At 75.3% G+C, this 21,466-nt stretch carries 16 protein-coding genes; 11 read left to right on the top strand and 5 right to left on the bottom strand.

Features of this window, described 5'->3' with window-relative positions:
• Positions 1-2: 2 nt before the first annotated feature.
• Genes I598_RS05500 through I598_RS05490 form a run of 3 tightly spaced genes read right to left on the bottom strand, consistent with a single transcriptional unit; the run spans position 3 to position 3,023 of the window.
• Positions 3-872: an ABC transporter ATP-binding protein gene (locus I598_RS05500; RefSeq protein WP_083972910.1), complete on the bottom strand. Its 870-nt coding sequence runs from the start codon at positions 870-872 to the stop codon at positions 3-5.
• On the bottom strand, positions 869-1,933 hold the full coding sequence (locus tag I598_RS05495; protein ID WP_083972909.1) for a putative F420-0 ABC transporter permease subunit: 1,065 nt from the start codon (positions 1,931-1,933) through the stop codon (positions 869-871). Before I598_RS05495 ends, I598_RS05500 begins: the two co-directional genes overlap by 4 nt.
• Positions 1,926-3,023, bottom strand: a complete 1,098-nt coding sequence (locus I598_RS05490) for a putative F420-0 ABC transporter substrate-binding protein (RefSeq protein ID WP_232314271.1) — start codon at positions 3,021-3,023, stop codon at positions 1,926-1,928. The genes I598_RS05495 and I598_RS05490 overlap by 8 nt, the downstream gene beginning before the upstream one ends.
• Before the next feature lie 221 nt (positions 3,024-3,244).
• Between I598_RS05490 and I598_RS05485 the strand changes: the two genes are divergently transcribed.
• Entirely contained in the window at positions 3,245-4,852 is a 1,608-nt protein-coding gene (locus tag I598_RS05485) for a molybdopterin-dependent oxidoreductase (protein ID WP_068201983.1), read from the top strand.
• A 39-nt stretch (positions 4,853-4,891) separates the two neighbouring features.
• Here the strand turns inward: I598_RS05485 and I598_RS05480 are convergent, their stop codons facing one another.
• Both I598_RS05480 and I598_RS05475 read right to left on the bottom strand, forming a co-directional pair.
• Complete coding sequence (locus I598_RS05480; protein WP_068201981.1) at positions 4,892-5,530, bottom strand: LysE family translocator; 639 nt, start codon at positions 5,528-5,530, stop codon at positions 4,892-4,894.
• A 39-nt stretch (positions 5,531-5,569) separates the two neighbouring features.
• Positions 5,570-6,868 carry an MFS transporter gene (locus I598_RS05475; protein WP_068201979.1) on the bottom strand — a complete coding sequence of 433 codons (1,299 nt, stop codon included), beginning with the start codon at positions 6,866-6,868 and terminating at the stop codon, positions 5,570-5,572.
• Positions 6,869-7,195: 327 nt separating this feature from the next.
• Between I598_RS05475 and ileS the strand changes: the two genes are divergently transcribed.
• The 10 genes from ileS (at position 7,196) to smc (ending at position 21,458) form a co-directional block, all read left to right on the top strand.
• Positions 7,196-10,513: an isoleucine--tRNA ligase gene (gene ileS / locus I598_RS05470; RefSeq protein ID WP_068201977.1), complete on the top strand. Its 3,318-nt coding sequence runs from the start codon at positions 7,196-7,198 to the stop codon at positions 10,511-10,513.
• Positions 10,510-11,925, top strand: coding sequence for a bifunctional folylpolyglutamate synthase/dihydrofolate synthase (locus I598_RS05465; protein WP_068201975.1), 1,416 nt, complete (start codon positions 10,510-10,512; stop codon positions 11,923-11,925). The genes ileS and I598_RS05465 overlap by 4 nt, the downstream gene beginning before the upstream one ends.
• Before the next feature lie 85 nt (positions 11,926-12,010).
• A complete protein-coding gene (gene dhaK, locus I598_RS05460; protein WP_068201972.1) occupies positions 12,011-13,006 on the top strand; it encodes a dihydroxyacetone kinase subunit DhaK in 996 nt (331 codons plus the stop codon).
• Positions 13,000-13,653: a dihydroxyacetone kinase subunit DhaL gene (gene dhaL / locus I598_RS05455; RefSeq protein WP_068201970.1), complete on the top strand. Its 654-nt coding sequence runs from the start codon at positions 13,000-13,002 to the stop codon at positions 13,651-13,653. The genes dhaK and dhaL overlap by 7 nt, the downstream gene beginning before the upstream one ends.
• Before the next feature lie 11 nt (positions 13,654-13,664).
• Positions 13,665-14,405, top strand: coding sequence for a dihydroxyacetone kinase phosphoryl donor subunit DhaM (gene dhaM / locus I598_RS05450; protein ID WP_232314270.1), 741 nt, complete (start codon positions 13,665-13,667; stop codon positions 14,403-14,405).
• Positions 14,406-14,461: 56 nt separating this feature from the next.
• Entirely contained in the window at positions 14,462-15,064 is a 603-nt protein-coding gene (locus I598_RS05445) for a TetR/AcrR family transcriptional regulator (protein ID WP_083972907.1), read from the top strand.
• A gap of 72 nt (positions 15,065-15,136) precedes the next feature.
• Positions 15,137-16,801, top strand: a complete 1,665-nt coding sequence (locus tag I598_RS05440) for an MDR family MFS transporter (RefSeq protein ID WP_068201964.1) — start codon at positions 15,137-15,139, stop codon at positions 16,799-16,801.
• Positions 16,798-17,247, top strand: a complete 450-nt coding sequence (locus I598_RS05435; RefSeq protein WP_068201962.1) for a DUF4233 domain-containing protein — start codon at positions 16,798-16,800, stop codon at positions 17,245-17,247. The genes I598_RS05440 and I598_RS05435 overlap by 4 nt, the downstream gene beginning before the upstream one ends.
• Before the next feature lie 73 nt (positions 17,248-17,320).
• Positions 17,321-17,767 carry a nucleoside-diphosphate kinase gene (gene ndk, locus I598_RS05430; protein ID WP_068201960.1) on the top strand — a complete coding sequence of 149 codons (447 nt, stop codon included), beginning with the start codon at positions 17,321-17,323 and terminating at the stop codon, positions 17,765-17,767.
• Between the two features lie 133 nt (positions 17,768-17,900).
• Positions 17,901-21,458: a chromosome segregation protein SMC gene (gene smc, locus I598_RS05425; protein WP_068201957.1), complete on the top strand. Its 3,558-nt coding sequence runs from the start codon at positions 17,901-17,903 to the stop codon at positions 21,456-21,458.
• Positions 21,459-21,466: the final 8 nt, after the last annotated feature.

The following is a 21,466-nucleotide window of genomic DNA, read 5'->3' as shown; positions in this document are numbered from 1 at the left end:
GCTCAGACATCGTCGAACGTCAGCACGGGCCGCCCGGTGCGGGGATGGCGCAGCACGGTGGTGCGCACCCCGTAGACGGGGTCGATCACCTCGGGCACCAGCACGTCCTCGACGGGTCCGGCGGCGACGACGCGTCCCGCCGGTCCGGGGGCGAGGACGACGACGTGGTCGCAGGTCGCGGCGGCGAGAGACAGGTCGTGCAGCGCGGTGAGCACGGTGACGCCGTCGCGGGCGAGCTCGGTGACGAGCCGCATGGTGGCGAGCTGCGCGGCGACGTCGAGGTGGTTCGTCGGTTCGTCGAGCAGCAGCACGCGCGGTTCCTGGGCGAGCGCGCGGGCCAGGTGGACGCGCTGGCGCTCGCCGCCGGAGAGCGTGGCGACCTCCCGGTCCGCGAGGTGCGCGGCGCCGACGCGCACGAGCACGGCCCGGGCGACGTCGCGGTCGCGGGCGCTCGGGCCGGCGAGCAGGTGCCGGTGCGGGGTGCGGCCCAGCAGGACCGCGTCGAGCACGGTGACGGGAAGCTCGCTCGTGGCGTCCTGCTCGACGAACGCGACCGTGCGGGCGCGCCGGCGCCGGTCCATCGCGAGCAGGTCGGCGTCGTCCCCGCCGTCGGGCCCCACCAGCCGGACCCCGCCGCCGTCGGGCCGCTGCACGCCCGCGACGAGGCGCAGCAGCGTGGACTTGCCGGTGCCGTTGGGCCCGAGGAGCCCGGTGACGGCGCCGGGCGGTGCGGTGACGTCGACGTCGTCGAGGATCAGCCGCCCGCCGACGGACCAGCGCACGCGTTGCGCGACCAGGCCGGCCGTGGGCGCAGGGACGACCTCCGCGGCGTCCGCCGTCGCGCGGGTCGTGCGGGTGGGTGCCTGGGTCATGCGCGGGTCCGTCCCTTCCAGAGCAGGGCGGCGAACACGGGGGCGCCGATGGCGGCGGTGACGATGCCGACGGGCAGCTCGCGCGGCTCGAAGAGGGTGCGGGCGAGGGTGTCCGCCCAGACGAGGAACGTGGCGCCGCACAGCATCGACAGGGGCAGCAGGGTGCGGTGCCGGGCGCCGACGACGAGCCGGACGGCGTGCGGCAGGATCAGCCCGACGAAGCCGATGGCTCCGGACTGGGACACGAGGGCCCCGGTGAGCAGCGCCACCACGACGAGCAGCCCCCACCGCACCTTCGCCACGGGCACGCCGAGGGCCGCGGCGGCGGTGTCGCCGAACGTGAACGCGTCGAGCACCGACCCGGTGAGCGCCAGCAGGGTGCCGAGCACGAGCACCGCGCCGACGGTGATCGCCACCGACGTCCACGTGGCCCCGGCGACCGACCCGAGCATCCACGCGAGGATCTCGCGGTACTGGTCGCCCTGCGCGGACCAGAAGATGACGAAGCTGGTGGCCGCGGCGGCGAGCTGGGACACGGCGAGCCCGGCCAGCACGGTCCGGGCGGGGGAGAGCTCGCCCCGCCCGGCCGACGTCGCCAGCACGAGGGTGGCCACCAGCGCCGCGGCCGCGCCGACGAACGCCGCGACGGGCAGCACCGCGAGCCAGCCGAGGACCAGCACGCACACGGCCCCCAGCGACGCGCCCGAGCTGAGCCCCAGCAGGTAAGGGTCGGCCAGCGGGTTGCGCAGGAGCGACTGCATGACGACGCCGCACACCGCGAGCCCGGCGCCGACGGCCGCCGCGGTGAGCACGCGCGGCAGCCGGAGCTGCCACACGATGCCGTCGTCGAGCCGGTCGGGCGCCGCCAGGCTCAGCAGGTCGCCCAGGCCCAGGCGCGTGGCGACGACCTGGCCGACGTCCGACGGGGTCAGACCTGCGGGCCCGATCGTCACGGCGACGACGACGCTCGCCGCCAGCACCGCCGCCGTGGCGGCGACCCACGTGGCGAGCCGCCCGCGCGTCAGGGGTGCGCGGGTCGCCGGGAGGGTGGTCTCAGCCATCGATCTCCAGGGCGGCCAGCTGGGCGGCGAGGTCGACGACGGCGTCCACGTTGCGCACGCCCGCCTCGCTCGCCGGGAAGGGCACCGTCAGGTAGCGGCCCTCCTGGACGGCGGTGAGCGTCGCCGTGGCGGGGTTCGCCTCCAGGGCCTCGATCTTGCTCTCCGCGGTGTTCCAGGCGGCGTCGACGAGCACGACGACGTCCGGGTCCGCCTCGACGACGCTCTCCCAGCCGAGCGACGTCCACGTGTCCTGGACGTCCCCGGCGACGTTGTCCAGGCCGACGGCGTCCATGATCATCGCGGGCGCGCCGATGCCCGCGCCGACGTACGGGATGTCGGTGCCCGAGGAGTACCACAGGGCGTCGAGGCCGCGGTCGTCGGGGACGACGGCGTCGAGCTCGGCCCGCTGCTCCGCGACGAGGTCGGCGGCGGCCTCGTTGACGTCGAAGACCTGCCCGGCCTCGGTGATCTCCGCGAAGACCTCGTCGAACGTCAGCGGGTCCGGCATGTACGCCGGGTCCTTGCACGCGGCCGGGGACACGTACGTGTCCACCCCGAGGGAGTGCAGGGTGTCGCGCTCACCCGCGCCGTCGGCGGACACGTTCGACTCCCAGCCGGCGTACACGAGGTCCGGCTCCAGGGCGAGGACGGCCTCGGTGCCGGGCACCTGGTCGCTGAGCGGTTCGGCGACGGCGGTCCCGGCCGCGGCGTCGGCGAGGTCGTCGGGCACGGGGCCGTCGAGGAACGCGGCCCCGACGATCCGGTCGCCCACGCCGAGGGCGAGCATCGTCTCGGCGGTCGACGACTTCACGGTGACGACGCGCTGCGGCGCCGCGTCGAACGTGACCTCGGTGCCGCAGTTGTCGAGCGTGAGGGGGTACGTCGTCGCGGAGGCGGAAGCGCCGCCCTCGGTGGTCTCCTGCGTCGTCGGGCCGGGCTCGTCGGGTGCGGAGCACGCGCCGAGCAGCAGGGTCGCGCCGACGACGCCGGCCAGCGGCGCGGCCGCGCGACGGACGGGACGCAGGACGGACGGGGGCGGGGTCGACCCGGACGCGGGGACGACGACAGGACGGTGGTGTGCCAGGCGCACGGACGGAGGCTCCCTCGAGCAGGGTTCGGTCAGGGCAGGCGCGTCATCTCGCGCCGCAGGGACCTGCGACCCAGAGCGGAGGGCCGCACCGACGGGCGAGTCACCGGTGCCCGTGGTCCGCGAACCTCCAGCCTAGTACCCGCCGCCGCGGTGCCGGCGGTCTCCGCGCCACGGCGCCGCCGGGGCTCGGCAACCGCCGCCCGTGGTGGCAAGGTGGGCACATGAGCGGGCGCGGGGGCGACGGCAGCGGTGGACGACGACGAGGCGACGGGGCGGCGGCGCTCGCCGGGGTGGTCGCCGCCGGGGCGGGCCTGGCGCTCGCCGAGCTGGTCGCGGCGCTGATCGACCCGGCGTCCTCGCCCGTGCTGGCGCTCGGCGGCGTCGTCGTGGACAGCGTGCCGCCGTGGTTGAAGGACTTCGCGGTGGAGTGGTTCGGCACCAACGACAAGCTCGTGCTGCTGCTGTCCATGGGCGTCGTGCTGGCCGCGGGCGCGGCGCTCGCGGGGGTGCTGGAGCGACGACGTCCGCCGTCCGGGGGCGTGCTCCTGGCGGTCGTGGGTCTGGCGCTCGGCGTGGTCGCGGCGACCCGTCCGGGCGCGACGCCGGTGTGGGCGCTGCCCGCGGTGCTGGGCGTCGGTGTCGGCGTGGTCCTGCTGCGGGCGCTCGTCGCGCGCGTGCCCGGCACGGCGTCGGCTGCCGTCGCGACCGGGCTGCCGGGCGACGTCGTGACGGGCGATCCGGGGCACGTGGCCGACGGCGCCTCCCGCCGCACGTTCCTCACCTGGACGGGCGCGACGGCTGCCGGGGCGGTCGTCGCCCTGGTGGCGGCGCGGGCGGCGTCCGCGGGCAGCCGTGCGGTGCAGGTCGTCCGCGACGCGATCCGCCTGCCGTCGCCGTCCACGCCCGCCCCGGCGGTGCCGGCGGGGGCCGACCTCGGGATCGCCGACGTCGCCCCCTACGTCACGCCCAACGACGACTTCTACCGCATCGACACGGCCCTGCGGGTCCCGCAGGTGGACCCGGCGACGTGGACGCTGCGCGTCACCGGGCTGGTGGACGAGCCGTTCGAGCTCACGTGGGACGACGTGCTGGCCCTGCCGATGACCGAGCACCACCTCACCCTCGCCTGCGTCTCGAACGGGGTGGGCGGTGACCTGATCGGCAACGCGCTGTGGCTCGGCCACCCCCTGCGCGAGCTCCTGGCGCGCGCCCGCCCGCAGGCCGGGGCGGACATGGTGCTGTCGACGTCGGTGGACGGCTTCACCGCGGGGACGCCGCTGGAGGTGCTCACCGACCCGGACCGCGAGTGCCTGCTCGCGATCGGCATGAACGGCGAGCCGCTGCCCGAGCAGCACGGCTTCCCCGCCCGGCTCGTCGTGCCGGGCCTGTACGGGTACGTGTCGGCCACCAAGTGGGTGACCGAGCTCAAGGTGACGCGGTTCGCCGACGACGAGGGCTACTGGACGCCGCGCGGCTGGTCGGCGCTGGGGCCCGTCAAGCTGCAGTCCCGGATCGACGTGCCGCGCCCGGGTGCGGACCTCACGGCGGGGGAGGTCGTCGTGGCGGGGGTGGCCTGGGCGCAGCACACCGGCGTCGAGGCGGTCGAGGTGAGCGTCGACGGCGGGCCGTGGCAGGCCGCCGAGCTCGCCGACACCGTCGGCCCGGACACGTGGCGGCAGTGGCGGTACACGTGGGACGCCGCCGCCGGTGACCACACCGTCGCGGTGCGGGCCACGGACGCCGACGGTCAGGTGCAGACCGCCGACGAGGCGCCCCCCGCCCCCGACGGTGCGACGGGGTGGCACACCGTCGAGGTGTCGGTCGGTTGAGCCGGCCGGTCGCGGCGCCGCGCGTCGAGGACCGGGACGTCAGACGCGCGCGGTGACGGCCAGCCGGGCGCCGAGGGCGACGAGCACCCCGCCCGTGACGCGGTCGATCCAGCGGGTGGCCGACGCGCGGCGCAGCCGCGGGCCGAGCGACCCGGCCGCGAGGACGACGCCGGTCAGCCAGGCCGTCCCGAGCGCGCAGTGCACGAGCGCGAGCAGCGCGCCCATCGCGAGCGGGTTGACGCCGTCGGGCACGAACTGGGGGATGGTCGCGACGTAGAACACCCCGACCTTGGGGTTGAGGAGGTTCGTCACCAGTCCGGTTCCCAGGTCGCGCCCGTGCCCGCCGGAGATCACCGGGAGCTCGTCGGGGCTCGGGCCGGCCGGACGGCGGAACGACGACCACAGCATGGTTCCGCCGAGCCACACCAGGTATGCGGCGCCGACGACGGTGAGGACGCGGTAGGCCGTCTGGCTCGCGGCCAGCAGGGCGGCCGCCCCGGCCGCGGCGGCGACGCCCCACACGAGCGTGCCCACCTGGATGCCGGCCAGCGCGGCGAACCCGTGCGCCCGGGACCGGGTCACGGTGCTGCGCAGCACGAGCGCCGTGTCGAGGCCGGGCACGACGGTGAGGAGCCCGGCGACGAGGGCGAACGCGAGGAGCGCTTCGGGGACGGTCATGACGGCACCGTACCGGGGCGCCCGTCGACGTCGGGCGGTTCAGTCGCGGCGCCGCGCGTCGAGCGCGACGACCGGCAGGATCGCCAGGCCGAGCACGCCGCCGACGAGGGCGAGCGTCGCGTAGCTCGACCCCGCGACGACGAACCCGGAGCCGATGCCGCCGGCGGCCCCGGCGAGGGCGACGGCGAGGTCGACCGACCCCTGGGTGCGGGCACGTCGTTCCAGGGGCACGGCGGTGGTGAGCAGCGCGGTGCCGGCCACGAGCCCCAGGCTCCAGCCGAGGCCCAGCAGCCCGAGGCCGACGGCCAGCCCGACCACCGACGACGGCGGGACGACGGCGGACACGATCCCGGCGGCCAGCAGCACCGTGGCGGCGAGGACGGCGACGAACCGCGGCCCGCGCCGGTCCACGAGCCGGCCGGACAGCGGTGAGGGCAGGTACATCATCCCGACGTGCACGGCGATGACGAGCCCGGCGGTCGCGACGGCGTGCCCGTGGTGGGTCATGTGGACCGGGGTCATCGTCATGATCGCGACCATGACGCCCTGGGTGAGCACCATGACGGTCCCCGCGAGCAGCACCACGCGGCGCACCTGCGCGTCGCCCGCGTCGCCGGTGGCCTCCGGGGCCGCGGGGGTGCCCGGCGCGCGGTCGGGGGCGCCTGCGGCGTCGGCGGCCGCGTCGTCGGCCGCGCGGGCACGGGCCAGCAGCAGCGGGTCGGGCCGCAGGAACGCGGCCAGCACGAGACCCGCACCGCCGTAGGCCGCCGCCGCGAGGAGGAAGGGGCCCGCCAGCGCCGGCAGCCCCCAGCCGGTCGCGAGGTCGCCCGTCACCCCCACGAGGTTGGGCCCGGCGACCGCGCCGAGCGTGGTCGCGACGAGCACCGTGCTCACGGCGCGGCCGCGGTGGGCCGGCGCGGCGAGGTCGGCGCCCGCGTACCGGGCCTGGAGGTTGGTGGCGGTCCCGGCCCCGTAGACGGTGAACGCGACGAACAGCAGCACGACGTCGTCGAGGGTCGCGGCGAGCACCACGAGCACCGCGCCGCCCGCGCCGACGAGGTACCCGGCGGCCAGCCCGACCCGCCGTCCCCACCGCTGGGACAGCCGACCCACCACCAGCGCCGCGGACGCCGACCCGAAGGTGAACAGGGCGGCGGGGAGCCCCGCGAGCCCCGCGGACCCGAGCATCTCGGCGGCCAGCAGGGCGCCGACGGTGATCCCGGCGGCCAGCCCGGCCCCGGACAGCACCTGCGCGGCGACGAGCACGACCAGCGTGCGTCGCTGGACGGGGTCGACGACCTCGACGGCGGGTGCCGGGTCGGGGGAGTGCGCTGCCACCCGCCGAACCTAGCCCAGCCGTGCTCCGGCGGGGCGACGGGCCGGTCCCGCGCCCGCCGGGTCGGAGGGCTACGATGGTGCGCACAGGCGTCGACCCGGCCATCACCGGCGAGCCTCCGGAAGAACGGCCGCACCCTGGTGCGGCTCAGTAGAACCGGACGGGCAGGCCCGTCACAGCCGTGAACGAGCGGTGGGTCCCAGGCAGGTCCTGGCACCCGCAAGCGGGGTGGTACCGCGGTACCGCCGTCCCCGAGGGGCGGCGGCGTCGTCCTCGCACGGCAGGACCGACCCGTACCACCGCCCGACCGCCCGTTCAGGAGCCCACCCATGGCCTACCCGCTGCACCGTTCGACCGAGCCCACCGGCGCCCCCGGCGCGGCCTTCGGCATCGCCGGCGTCCCGGCGTCCCCGCGCCTGCCGGACATCGAGCGCGACGTGCTGGCCTACTGGGAGGCCGACGACACGTTCCGCGCCTCGGTGGACAAGAACCCCGCGGGCGAGAACGGCTCCAACGAGTTCGTCTTCTACGACGGCCCGCCGTTCGCCAACGGGCTGCCGCACTACGGCCACCTCCTCACCGGCTACGCCAAGGACGTCGTGCCGCGCTACCAGACGATGCGCGGCAAGCGGGTGGAGCGGCGGTTCGGGTGGGACACGCACGGCCTGCCCGCCGAGCTCGAGGCCATGAGCCAGCTCGGCATCAAGACCAAGGACGAGATCGTCGAGCTCGGCATCGAGAAGTTCAACGACGCCTGCCGCGCCTCGGTGCTGCGGTACACCTCGCAGTGGCGCGACTACGTGACCCGCCAGGCGCGCTGGGTCGACTTCGACCACGACTACAAGACCCTCGACACCTCCTACATGGAGTCGGTGCTGTGGGGCTTCAAGGAGCTGTACGACAAGGGCCTCGTCTACGAGGACTACCGCGTGCTGCCGTACTGCTGGAACGACCAGACGCCGCTGTCCACCCACGAGCTGCGCATGGACGACGACGTCTACCAGAACCGTCAGGACCCGGCCGTCACGGTGGGCCTCGACGTCCTCGACGCCCCCGCGGGCGGGGCGCTGCTCCCCGGCGACAAGCTGCTGGTCTGGACGACCACCCCCTGGACGCTGCCGTCCAACCTGCTCGTCATGGTGGGCGCGGACATCGACTACGTCGTCGTGGAGTCGGCGTACACCGGGCAGGCGCAGCGCTACGTGCTCGCCGAGGCCCGGGTCGCGGCCTTCGCCCGCGAGCTCACCGACGACGGCGCCGAGGAACCGCGCGTCGTGGCGCGCCTCACCGGTGCCGAGATGCTCGGCACCACCTACCGCCCGCCGTTCTCCTACTACGCGGGTCACGAGCGCGCCCACCGCGTCGTCGAGGCCGACTTCGTCACGACGACCGACGGCACCGGCCTGGTCCACTCGGCCGGCGCGTTCGGCGAGGACGACAAGGTCGTCTGCGACCGCGAGGGCGTCGCGTCGGTGATGCCGGTGAAGGCGGACGGCACGTTCGTCCACCCGGTCGACGAGTACGCGGGCCTGCAGGTGTTCGACGCGAACGCGCCGATCATCGACCACCTCAAGGCCGCCACCCGCGGCGAGGCCGACGCCGGCTCCGTCACGCCCGGCACGGTGCTGCTGCGCCGCGAGTCCTACGACCACTCGTACCCGCACTGCTGGCGCTGCCGGCAGCCGCTGATGTACATGGGCGTCTCCTCCTGGTTCGTCGAGGTCACGAAGATCAAGGACCGGATGCTCGAGCTCAACCAGGAGATCTCCTGGACGCCCGAGCACATCCAGGACGGCCAGTTCGGCAAGTGGCTGGCGGGCGCCCGCGACTGGTCGATCACGCGCAACCGGTTCTGGGGTTCGCCCGTGCCCGTGTGGAAGTCCGACGACCCGGCCTACCCGCGCATCGACGTCTACGGCTCGCTCGCGGAGATCGAGCGCGACTTCGGGCGGCTGCCGCTCGGCCAGGACGGGCAGCCGAACCTGCACCGGCCCTTCGTCGACGACCTCACGCGCCCCAACCCCGACGACCCGACCGGCGCGTCCACCATGCGCCGCGTCGAGGACGTCATGGACGTGTGGGTCGACTCCGGCTCCATGCCGTACGCCCAGGTGCACTACCCGTTCGAGAACGCCGACTGGTTCGAGCACCACTACCCGGGCGACTTCATCGTCGAGTACATCGGCCAGACCCGCGGCTGGTTCTACACACTGCACGTGCTCGCCACGGCCCTGTTCGACCGGCCCGCGTTCCGCTCCGCGATCTCGCACGGCATCGTGCTGGGTTCCGACGGCCGCAAGATGAGCAAGTCGCTGCGCAACTACCCGGACGTCAACGAGGTGTTCGACCGCGACGGCTCCGACGCCATGCGCTGGTTCCTCATGGCCAGCCCGATCCTGCGCGGCGGCAACCTCGTGGTCACCGAGGACGGCATCCGTGACGCCGTCCGCCAGGTGCTGCTGCCCCTGTGGAGCACCTACTACTTCTTCACCCTGTACGCGAACAGCGCCGACGCCGGGCGCGGCCGCACGGCGGGGCCCGTCACCGCGGAGCGGGTGCCGGACCTCCCGGCCCTCGACCGCTACCTGCTCGCCCGCACCCACGACCTGGTCGGCACGGTCACCGCCCAGCTCGACGCCTACGACATCGCGGGTGCCTGCGAGAGCGTCCGCGAGCACCTCGACGTCCTCACCAACTGGTACGTGCGCACCCAGCGGGACCGGTTCTGGGAGGAGGACGCCGACGCGTTCGACACCCTGTGCACGGCCCTGGAGACGCTGACCCGGGTGATGGCCCCGCTCGCCCCGCTGCTCGCCGAGGAGATCTGGCGCGGCCTCACCGGCGGTCGGTCCGTGCACCTCGCCGACTGGCCCGCCGCGGACGGCGCGGTCGAGCCCGCGCTGGTGCCCGACGACGAGCTCGTCGCCGCCATGGACGAGGTCCGCGCCGTGGTCTCCACGACGCTCGCCCTGCGCAAGGCGCACCAGCTGCGGGTGCGCCAGCCCCTCGCCCGCCTCACGGTCGCCGTGCCGGACCCGGCGGCGCTCGCCGACTACGTCGGGCTGCTCACGGGCGAGCTCAACGTCAAGGCGGTCGACCTGGTGACCGCGGACGCCGCGGCGTCCGAGCGGTTCGGCATCACCGAGCGGCTCGCCGTCAACGCCCGCGCCGCAGGCCCGCGCCTCGGCAGGGGCGTCCAGGCCGTCATCCGCGCGGCCAAGGCCGGTGCGTGGTCGCGCGACGACCAGGGCGCCGTCGTGGTCGCCACGGACGACGGCCCGGTCGTGATGCTGGAGTCCGAGTACGACCTCACCACGGTCGTCGGCGAGCAGGCCGGCGGGGGAGAGGTCGCCGCGAGCGTGCTGCCCGGCGGTGGGTTCGTCGTCCTCGACCTGGCGCTCGACGACGCCCTGCGCGCCGAGGGGTACGCCCGCGACGTCGTCCGCGACGTCCAGGACGCCCGCAAGGCCGCCGGCCTGGAGGTGAGCGACCGGATCGCGCTGGAGCTCGACGTCCCGGCCGCGCACGTCGCCGACGTCGAGGCGCACCGTGGCCTGGTCACGAGCGAGACGCTCGCCACCACCCTGACCGTCACCGGCACGGACGGCGCCGAGCGCGTCGTCCGGGTCGCGAAGGAGGACGCATGAGCGGCAAGGACGCGAAGGCCCGCGCGGCCGAGCGGAACGCGGCGCGCGACGCGGCCGAGGATGCCGCGGCCCGCGCCGACCTGGAACGCATCTACGAGCACATCGTCTCCCGGGCGCCGGAGCACGACGTCGCACCGACGATCGACGACCGGGTCGGCCGGCTGCTCGAGATGCTCGGCGACCCGCAGCACGCGTTCCGGGTCGTGCACCTCACGGGCACCAACGGCAAGACCTCGACGGCCCGCATGACGGAGCGCCTGGTGCGCGAGCACGGGCTGCGCACCGGCCTGTTCACCTCGCCGCACCTGACGAGCGTCACCGAGCGCATCTGCGTGGACGGCGAGCCCCTGAGCGCGGCCCGGTTCGTCGAGGTGTGGCACGACGTCTACCCGTACGTGCAGATCGTCGACGCCGAGCTGGAGGCGGCGGGCAGGTCCCGGCTGCACTTCTTCGAGGTGCTCACCGCGATGGCGTTCGCCGCGTTCGCGGACACCCCCGTCGACGTCGCCGTGGTCGAGGTCGGCATGGGCGGCTCCTGGGACTGCACCAACACCGCGGACGGCGAGGTCGCCGTGATCACGCCGGTCAGCGTCGACCACGAGCGGTGGCTCGGCTCCACGCCGGCGGAGATCGCCGAGGTCAAGGCGGGCATCATCAAGCCGGGCGCCACCGCCGTGTCGGCCGTCCAGCTCCCCGAGGTCACCGAGGTCCTGCGCGAGCAGGTCGCCCGGGTCGGGGCGCGGATCCTCACCGAGGACGACGAGCTCGCCGTGGTCGACCGGCGCGTCGCCGTCGGCGGTCAGCTCGTCGCCCTGCGCACCCCCGCGGCCACCTACACCGAGGTGTTCGTGCCGCTGCACGGGGAGCACCAGGCGCACAACGCGCTGCTCGCCCTGGCCGCCGTCGAGCAGCTCCTCGGCGGGCGCGCGCTCGACGGGGCGGTCGTGGAGACGGCGTTCGCCGACGTGTCCGTGCCGGGCCGTCTCGAGCTGGTGCGGTCCAGCCCGACCGTGCTCGTGGACGTCGCGCACAACCCGCACGGCGCCCGCGCGCTCGTGGCGGCCCTCGAGGAGGCGTTCACGCTGCGCACCGTCGTCGGCGTCGTCGGGCTCATGGCCGACAAGGACGCCGAGGGTCTGCTCGCCGAGCTCGAGCCCGCCTTCGCGCACGTCGTGATCACGCGGTCGTCGTCGCCGCGCTCCGCCGACCCGCTCGACGTCGCCGAGGTCGCGCGCGACGTGTTCGGCGAGGACCGCGTGCACGTCGCCGAACGGCTCGACGAGGCGCTCCAGGTCGCCACCGACCTCGTCGAGGCCGACGACGTCGTGGGCGTCGGGACGGGGACCGGGGTCGTGGTCACCGGGTCGGTCGTCACCGTGGCCGACGCCCGGCTGCTGCTCGGCCGCCCCTGACCGGCCGCTGCACCCGGCCGGGTGCTGCGTGCGGGGCGTGACGGGTGTTGGATGGTCGAGGACGATCCGAGAGGGGTGCTGGGCGATGAAGAAGCTGCTGGACGACCCTGCCGAGGCGGTGACCGACGCGTTGCAGGGGCTCGCGGCGGCGCACCCGGACCTGCTGACGGTGCACCACGAGCCGACCTACGTGCAGCGCGCCGGCGGGACGCCGCCGGGCCACGTGGGCGTGGTCAGCGGCGGCGGCTCGGGGCACGAGCCGCTGCACACCGGGTTCGTGGGGTCGGGCATGCTCGACGCCGCGGTGCCCGGCGCGGTGTTCACGTCGCCGACCGCCGACCAGGTCGCGGCCGCCCTCAAGGCCGCCGACGGCGGCGCGGGCGTGCTCGCGATCGTGAAGAACTACACCGGCGACGTCCTGAACTTCGAGACCGCCGTCGAGCTCGCCCAGCTCGACGGCGTCGAGGTCGCGAGCGTGCTGGTCAACGACGACGTCGCCGTGGAGGACTCGATGTACACGGCGGGTCGGCGCGGCGTCGCGGGCACGCTGTTCGTCGAGAAGGTCGCCGGGGCCGCGGCGGCCCGCGGCGACTCGCTCGAGGCGGTCGCGGGCCTCGCGCGGCGGGCCGTGGGGCGGGTGCGCACGATGGGCGTCGCGCTGAGCGCGTGCACCGTCCCGCACGTCGGACGCCCGAGCTTCGACCTGCCGGACGACGAGGTCGAGATCGGCATCGGCATCCACGGCGAGCCCGGGCGGCACCGCATCCCGGCGGGCGGGGCGCGCGACATCGCGACGCGCCTGGTCGACGCGGTGCTCGACGACCTCGCGCCGGCGGGCGGGGAGCAGGTGCTGCTGTTCGTCAACGGGATGGGTGGCACGCCTCTCAGCGAGCTGTACGGCACGTACGCCCGCGCCCGGGAGGTCGTCGAGGCGCGCGGCGTGCGGGTGGTGCGTTCGCTCGTCGGCTCGTACGTGACCTCCCTGGAGATGCAGGGGGCGTCGGTGACCGTGGCCGTGCTGGACGACGAGCTCACCGCCCTGTGGGACGCGCCGGTACGGACCCCGGCGCTCACATGGTGACGGCGCTCGACGCCGACTGGGCCGTGCGCTGGGTGCGGTGCGCGGCCGCGGACGTGCGCACGCACCGCGACGAGCTCACCGAGCTCGACCGGCTCATCGGCGACGGCGACCACGGCGTCAACCTGGACCGCGGGTTCACGGCCGTCGTGGCGCGGCTCGACGGCCCGGACGGGACGCGGCTCGCGACGGTGGGGCAGGTGCTGCAGCTGGTGGCCACGACGCTCATGTCGACCGTCGGCGGCGCGGCGGGTCCCCTGTACGGCACGGCGTTCCTGCACGCCTCGCGCGTGACGGACCGCCCGGTGCTGGACGCCGCCGGGGTGCTGGCGCTCGTGGAGGCCGCGGGTGAGGGCATCGCGTCGCGCGGGCACGCGGTGCCGGGGAACAAGACGATGGTCGACGCATGGCACGCCGCGGTCGAGGCCGCAGGTCCGGTGGTGACCGCGGGCGACGCGCTCGCGGTGCTGCGGGCGGCGGCCGACGGCGCCGCGGCGGGGGCGCTCGCGACGATCCCGATGACGGCCACGAAGGGCCGGGCGTCGTACCTGGGGGAGCGGAGCGCGGGGACGCAGGACCCCGGGGCCTGCTCGACGGCGCTGGTCCTGGCCGCGGCGGTCGAGGCGGCGCAGGCGGCCGACGCCTCGTGAGGGTCGGGCTGGTGCTGGTGTCGCACTCGGTGCGGCTCGCGGAGGGCACGGCGGAGCTGGCGGCGCAGATGGCGCCGGACGTCGTCGTGCGTCCCGCCGCGGGTGGCCCCGACGGCGGGCTGGGCACGTCCTTCGACCGGGTGGTGGCGGTGCTCGCGGCCGCGCTGGAGGAGGTCGACGCGGTCGTGGTGCTGGCGGACCTGGGGTCGGCGGTGCTGACGGTCGAGAGCGCGTTCGAGCTGGACCCGGACCTGCCCCGCCGGGCGCGGCTGGTCTCGGCGCCGTTCGTCGAGGGTGCGGTGGCCGCCGCGGTGACGGCTCAGCAGGGCGCGGACCTCGAGGGGGTCGCGGAGGCGGCGGCGGGTGCGGTCCGGTCGATCGGCGGAGGTCCGGTGCTGGAGCTCGTCGAGGCGGAGGGCACGGACTCGCCGGCGGTGGCCGCGACGACGGTGCAGGGTGAGGTGGTCGGGCGTCCGGCCCCGGCGGGCGGGGGCGACGACGTCGTGGCGCACGTCCGGATCCGCAACGCGCTGGGGCTGCACGCGCGTCCGGCGGCCGTGGTGGCGCGGTCGACGGCAGGCCTGGGGGCGACGGTGACGATCGACGGTGCGGACGCCTCGAGCGTGCTGCAGCTCATGTCGCTGGGCACCACGGAGGGCCAGGTGGTGCGGGTGGCGGCGCGCGGTCCGGGTGCCGAGGCGGCGGTCGCGCTGGTGACGGGGCTCATCGAGGGCGGGTTCGGCGAGGTCTGACGCACGTCACACTTTCTGCATTGACTGCAAAGTTGCAGCGCGTGCAGAATATCCGGGTGACCCCCGACCCCACCGGACTGCGCGAGCGCAAGAAGCGCGCCCGCGCCGAGGCCATCGTCGAGGCCGCCCAGCGGCTCGTGCTCGACCGCGGCCTCGACGCGGTGACGGTCGAGGACATCGCCACCGAGGCCGGCATCTCGCCGCGCACCTTCTTCAACTACTACGAGTCCAAGGACGACGCCGTGCTCGGCCAGGGCTCGTTCGACCTCGACACGCACGTGCGCGAGACCTTCGTCGGCGGCGGCCCCACCGGCCGCCTGCTCACCGACCTCGACCCGCTCGTGCGGGGGCTCCTCGACGCCCTCGTCGGCCACGGCCCGGACGCCGCCGCCCAGACCCTCGAGATCCTCCAGCGCGAGCCCCGCCTGCTCGGGCGGCACTTCGCCTGGTTCGAGCGGCACAAGTCCCAGGTCGTCGCGCTCTTCGAACGGCGCTCCGGCGTCGTCCCGCTCCCGGCGTCGGCCGACACCTGCACCATGGTCGTCTTCTTCGTGGCCCGCGCCGCGATGGACGACTGGGACCGCGACGGCCGCACCGGCGACGTCGGCGACCACGTCCGGTCCGTGCTGGACCAGCTCGGCGCCGTCTTCGCCCCCTGACCGGAGCCCGCCCCGCACCACCCGCCCGACCCCGCCCCGACCGGCGCCCGCGCGCCACGACCCGAGGTACCCATGAGCCACCCCGCCCCGACCGCACCCGACAAGCCGCTGGTGGTGCTGAACCAGCGCACGATCTGGTTGATCTTCGGCGCCCTGCTGGCGTCGATGTTCCTGTCCTCGCTCGACCAGACGATCGTCGGCACCGCGATGCCCACGATCGTCGGCGAGCTCCACGGCGTCTCGCACCAGGGCTGGGTCATCACGGCCTACATCCTGGCCGTGGCGATCGCCATGCCGCTGTACGGCAAGTTCGGCGACCTCTACGGGCGCCGCTGGCCCTTCCTCGTGGCCATCGGGCTGTTCACGATCGCCTCCGCGGGCGCCGGGTTCGCCGACTCCATGGGCGCGCTGGTCGTCTGGCGGGCCGTGCAGGGCCTCGGCGGCGGCGGGCTGATGATCCTGTCGCAGTCGATCATCGCCGACATCGTGCCCGCCTCCGAGCGCGGCAAGTACATGGGCCCCCTCGGCGCGCTGTTCGGCGTCTCCGCGGTGCTCGGCCCGCTCCTGGGCGGCTGGCTCACCGAGGGCCCGGGCTGGCGCTGGGCCTTCTGGCTGAACATCCCGATCGGCATCGCGGCGTTCGCCGTCGCCTGGATCACCCTCAAGCTGCCGTCGCACCGCTCGTCGCGCCCGGTCGACTGGGGCGGCATCGTCTCGATGGCCGTCGCGACCACCGGCATCGTGCTCGTCACGAGCTGGGAGTCCATCGTCACCGGCGGCTACGACTGGTCCGACTGGCGCCTGACGGGCGCCGTCGTGGCCACCCTCGCCGCCGTCGCGACGTTCGTCGTCGTCGAGAACCGTGCCGCCGAGCCGCTCATCCCGCTGCGGCTGTTCAAGAACCGCACCTTCACGATCACCACGCTCATCGGCCTCGTGCTCGGCATGGGCATGTTCTCCGCGATGGCGATGATCCCCACGTTCCTGCAGATGTCGACGGGCGCCGGGGTCACGGAGTCCGGCTGGCTGATGCTGCCGATGATGGCGGGCGTCATGCTCACCTCCATCGTCTCGGGCATCGCGGTCTCCAAGAGCGGCCGCTACAAGGCCTACCCGATCGTGGGCCTGAGCGTGGTCGCGCTCGCCATGGTGTGGCTGACCACCCTGTCCGGCGACATGTCCATGTGGACCTTCGGGCTGATGATCTTCACGCTCGGCGCCGGCATGGGCCTGGTCATGCAGATCATCGTGCTGGCCGTCCAGAACGCCGTCGACCCGCACGAGCTCGGCACCGCGACCAGCGCCAACAACTTCTTCCGCGAGATCGGCGCGGCGGTCGGCACCGCCCTGTTCACCACGATCTTCACCACCCGCCTCACCGAGAGCCTCGACTCGGTCTTCGCCGGCGCACCCGCCGGTGCGGGCGGCGGCGAGGAGTCGATGCTCACCCCGGCCCTGGTCCAGGCGCTGCCCGAGCCGCTGCGCACCGGCGTCATCGACGCCTACGCCGACGCCCTCGCGCCGTCGTTCTGGTATCTGGTCCCGCTCGTGCTCGTCGGCCTGGTCCTGGCGTTCTTCCTGCCCGTCATCAAGCTGTCCGACGTCGCCGGGATGGTCGCGCGCGGCGAGGCCGTCACCGACGAGGCGGACCTGCCCGGTGCCGTCCGCGCCGAGGACACCTCGGACGCCACCGGCACTCCGGGAGCACGCCCGACGGCGGATATCCTGGAGCGGTGAGCAGCAGGAAGAAGGACGACCGCCCGGCCCCCGGGGACACGATCGTCCCGCGCAAGGCCGCCAAGCCGCAGTTCGCGTCGATGGTCCTCCAGCTGGAGGCGTTCGTCGTGGCGTTCGCCGCGCTGGCCCTGTACGGGCTGCGCGACTCGGTGTTCGAGAAGGGCCTGCTCGTCCTCGACTCGACGGCCGCGATGTGGACCGTCACCGGCGTGCTGTTCGTCGTCCTGCTCGTCCTGTCCCGGATGGTCACCCGACCCGGCGGCTACGTCGCCGGGTCGGTGGTTCAGGTGCCCGTCCTGGCGCTGGGGCTGCTGCTGCCGATGATGTACCTCGTCGGGGGCGTCTTCGTCGTCATGTGGTTCGTCGCGCTGCGGCTCGGCGGACGGGTCGACGCCGAGCGGGCCGCCTACGACGCGCAGCACCCGGAGACCGCGCCCAACGCCTGAGGCCGCCCGTCCGACCCGTTCGCGGGCCGGCCCGGGTCCGGCCGGGCACCGGTGCGCCGATAGGGTGGTCCGCATGACCGAACCGACCACCGTCACCGTCGAGTGCACGCTCGTCCTCGTCAAGCCCGACGGCGTCCGCCGGGGCCTGTCCGGCGAGATCCTGCGGCGCATCGAGGCCAAGGGCTACACGCTCGCGGCCGTCGAGCTGAAGCACGCGACCCCCGAGCTGCTCGCGCAGCACTACGCCGAGCACGAGGGCAAGCCGTTCTACGCGCCCCTCGTGGAGTTCATGCTCTCCGGGCCCGTCCTGGCGGTCGTGGCCGAGGGCCAGGGCGTCATCGCGGGGTTCCGCTCCCTCGCGGGCGCGACCGACCCGACCGCCGCCGCGCCCGGCACCATCCGCGGCGACCTCGGCCGCGACTGGGGCCTCAAGGTCCAGCAGAACCTCGTGCACGGGTCGGACTCGCCCGAGTCGGCCGCGCGCGAGATCGGCCTGTGGTTCCCGCAGACCGCCGCCTGACCGACCGTCGACCTGGGCGGGGTCCCGGTCGTCGACCCGCAGCGGTCGGCGACGCCGGGGCCCCGCCCTCGCCGTTCCCGGAACACCGGCCCGCCTGCGCGGAACCGCGGCCCGCGGCGGCTACGCTCGGCGGGTGCACCTCAAGACGCTCACGCTCCGGGGCTTCAAGTCGTTCGCCTCGGCGACGACGCTGAGCTTCGAGCCGGGCATCACGTGCGTGGTGGGCCCCAACGGCTCGGGCAAGTCGAACGTCGTCGACGCCCTGTCGTGGGTGATGGGGGAGCAGGGCGCCAAGTCGCTGCGCGGCGGCAAGATGGAGGACGTCATCTTCGCCGGGACGTCGGGTCGCCCCCCGCTCGGCCGGGCCGAGGTCGCGCTCACCATCGACAACACCGACGGCGCCCTCCCGATCGAGTACACCGAGGTCACGATCTCGCGCACCCTGTTCCGCAGCGGCGGGTCGGAGTACGCGATCAACGGCAGCGGCTGCCGCCTGCTCGACATCCAGGAGCTCCTCAGCGACTCCGGCATCGGCCGGGAGATGCACGTCGTGGTGGGTCAGGGGCAGCTCGACGCCGTCCTGCGCGCCACCCCGGAGGACCGGCGCGGGTTCGTCGAGGAGGCCGCCGGGGTCCTCAAGCACCGCAAGCGCAAGGAGAAGGCGCTGCGCAAGCTGGAGGCGATGCAGGGCAACCTGGCCCGCCTCACCGACCTCACCACCGAGCTGCGCCGTCAGCTCGGGCCGCTCGGCCGGCAGGCGGAGGCCGCGCGCCGGGCACGTGTCGTGCAGGCGGACCTGCGCGACGCCCGTGCCCGCCTGCTCGCCGACGACCTGGCACAGCTCGGCGCGCGGCTCGACCAGGAACGGGCCGACGAGGCGGCGCTCGCCGAGCGCCGGGAGGCGACGCAGGAGGCGCTCGACGACGCCCGGTCGCGGCTGGCGCGCGCCGAGGTGGACGCGGCCCGCGCCTCCCGGGCGGCGGCCGCCGCCAACGACACGTACCACGGGCTGGTGGCCGTGCGGGAGCGGCTGCGCGGCGTCGCGTCGCTCGCCGACGAGCGCGTCCGCCTGCTCGGGGTCGCCGAGCCCGCCCACCAGGGGCAGGACCCCGACGCGCTGGAGGCGCAGGCCGAACGCGCCCGTGCTTCCGAGGCCGAGCTGACGCGCGAGGTGGAGATCGCCCGCGCCGCGCTCGGCGACGCCGAGTCTGCCCGGGCGCAGGCCGAGCGCGCCGCCGCGGACGCCGAGCGGGAGGTGGCCACGCTGCTGCGCGGCGCGGCGGACCGCCGCGAGGGCCTGGCCCGCCTCGCCGGGCAGGTCGCCACGCGGCGCAGCCGCGTCGAGTCCGCGGACGCCGAGCTCGAGCGGGTGCGCGAACAGCTCGGCGAGGCAGAACGCCGCGCCGAGGCCGCTGCGGGGGAGTTCGCCGCCCTGGAGTCGGAGGTCACCGGCGCCGAGGCGGGCGAGGCGGGCCTGGACGCCGAGCACGAGGCCGCCGCCGACGCGCTCGACCGGGCCACGGAGGCCGTCGCCGCGCTGGAGGCGGAGGCCGCCGCCGCGGAGACCGACCGCGCGACCTGGTCGGCGCGGGTGGAGGCGCTCGAGCTCAGCCTGGACCGCAAGGACGGTGCGGGCGCGCTCCTCGCGGGCGACCAGCACGGGGTGCTCGGCTCCGTGGCCGCTCTGCTCGGCGTCGAGCCCGGCTACGAGGCCGCCGTCGCCGCCGCGCTCGGGCCGCTCGCCGACGCCGTCGCGGTCGAGTCCCTCGGCGCGGCCGTCGATGCGATCCGCACCCTGCGCGACGACGACGCGGGCCGGGCCGGGATCGTCGTCGGCGGGGACCACGCCCCTGTCGTGGCGTCCGCGCCGGCGTCCGGGCGGGCCGTCCTCGACGTCGTCACCGCCTCCGGCCCGGCGGCCTCCGCGCTGCGGTCCCTGCTCGCGGACGTCGTCGTCGTGGAGGACCTCGCCGAGGCCCGCGCGCTCCTCACCGCGGAGCCCGGCCGGGTGGTCGTGACCCGCGCCGGTGACCTGCTCACCGCCACGCGTGCGTCCGGCGGCTCGGCCGCGGCGCCGAGCGTGCTGCACCTCACCGGCGCGCTCGACGAGGCGCGCGCGGGACTGCAGGACGCGCTCGCCCGCGCCGAGCGGTGCGTGGCCGGGCTCGTCGACGCCCGCGCCGCGGCGGCACAGGCGCAGGACCGGCACGACGCCACCCTCGCCCGCCTGCACGAGTCGGACGCGGCGATGGCCGCGGTGGCCGAGCAGCTCGGCACGCTGGGCGCCGCCCGCCGCGCCGCGCAGACCGAGGCGGACCGGCACCGGCAGGCCGTGGAGGCCGTCCAGGCTCGCCGCGCCGCCGACGAGACCGAGCTGGCCGACCTCGTCCGGCGGCTCGAGGTGGCCCAGGCGGAGCCCGCCGGGTCGGAGGACGACCTCGCCCGGCAGGCCGCCGCCCGCGACGCCGCCCAGGCGGCGGCCACCGGGGCGCGCCAGGCGGAGACGGAGTCCCGGCTCGCGCTGCGCACCGCCGAGGAGCGCGCCCGCGCCGTGGCCGGCCGCGCCCAGGGCCTGGCCCGCGCCGCCGAGCAGGAGCGACAGGCCCGCGCCCAGGCCGCCGAGCGGGCCCGCCGCCGGGCCGGGCAGGCGCGCCGGGCCGCCGAGGTCCGCGCCGACACCGACGTCGTGCTCGCGGCGCTGGCGGCCTCCCTCGACCGGGTCGCGGACGAGCGGGCCTCCGCCGAGGCCGACCGGGGGACGGCCGGCCAGGAGGTCGCCCGGACCCGTGGCGACGTCGACCGGCACACCCGCGAGCTGCGTGACCTCACCGACGCCGCGCACCGCGACGAGGTGGCCCGCGCCGCCCAGCTCGCGCGCTGGGAGCAGCTGCGCGGCCGGGCCGTGGACGAGCTCGGCACCGACCCCGACCTGCTCGTCGAGGAGTTCGGGCCGCACCACGACGTGCCCGTGCCGCGACCCGAGGGCGCCGCCGACGACGACCCCGACCCCGCACCCGTGCCGTACGTGCGCGCCGAGCAGGAGAAGCGGCTCGCCGCCGCGGAGAAGGCGCTGCGCCGCATCGGCACGGTCAACCCGCTGGCGCTGGAGGAGTTCGCCGCCCTGGAGGAACGGCACCAGTTCCTCGCCACCCAGCTCGCGGACCTCAAGAAGTCCCGCGAGGACCTGCTGCACATCGTCTCCGAGATCGACGACCGCGTGCAGCAGGTGTTCGCCGAGGCCTACCAGGACACCGCGGCGCAGTTCGAGCGCGTGTTCGCCCGGCTCTTCCCCGGCGGGGAGGGACGGCTCGTGCTCACCGATCCCGGGGACCTGCTCACGACCGGCATCGAGGTCGAGGCGCGACCCGCGGGCAAGAAGGTCAAGCGGCTCTCCCTGCTGTCGGGCGGGGAGCGGTCCCTCACGGCGGTCGCCTTCCTGGTGGCCATCTTCAAGGCGCGGCCCAGCCCCTTCTACGTCATGGACGAGGTCGAGGCCGCGCTCGACGACGTCAACCTGGGCAGGCTGCTGGACATCTTCCGCGAGCTGCAGGAGGACTCCCAGCTGATCGTCATCACGCACCAGAAGCGCACGATGGAGGTCGCCGACGCCCTGTACGGCGTGACCATGCGCGGGGACGGTGTGACGACGGTCATCTCCCAGCGCCTGCGTGAAACCGCCGAGGCAGGGTGAGAATGGTG

It is taken from the genome of Isoptericola dokdonensis DS-3 (assembly GCF_001636295.1).
Lineage (GTDB): Bacteria > Actinomycetota > Actinomycetes > Actinomycetales > Cellulomonadaceae > Isoptericola > Isoptericola dokdonensis.
This window is presented reverse-complemented; position numbering and strand designations above follow the sequence as displayed.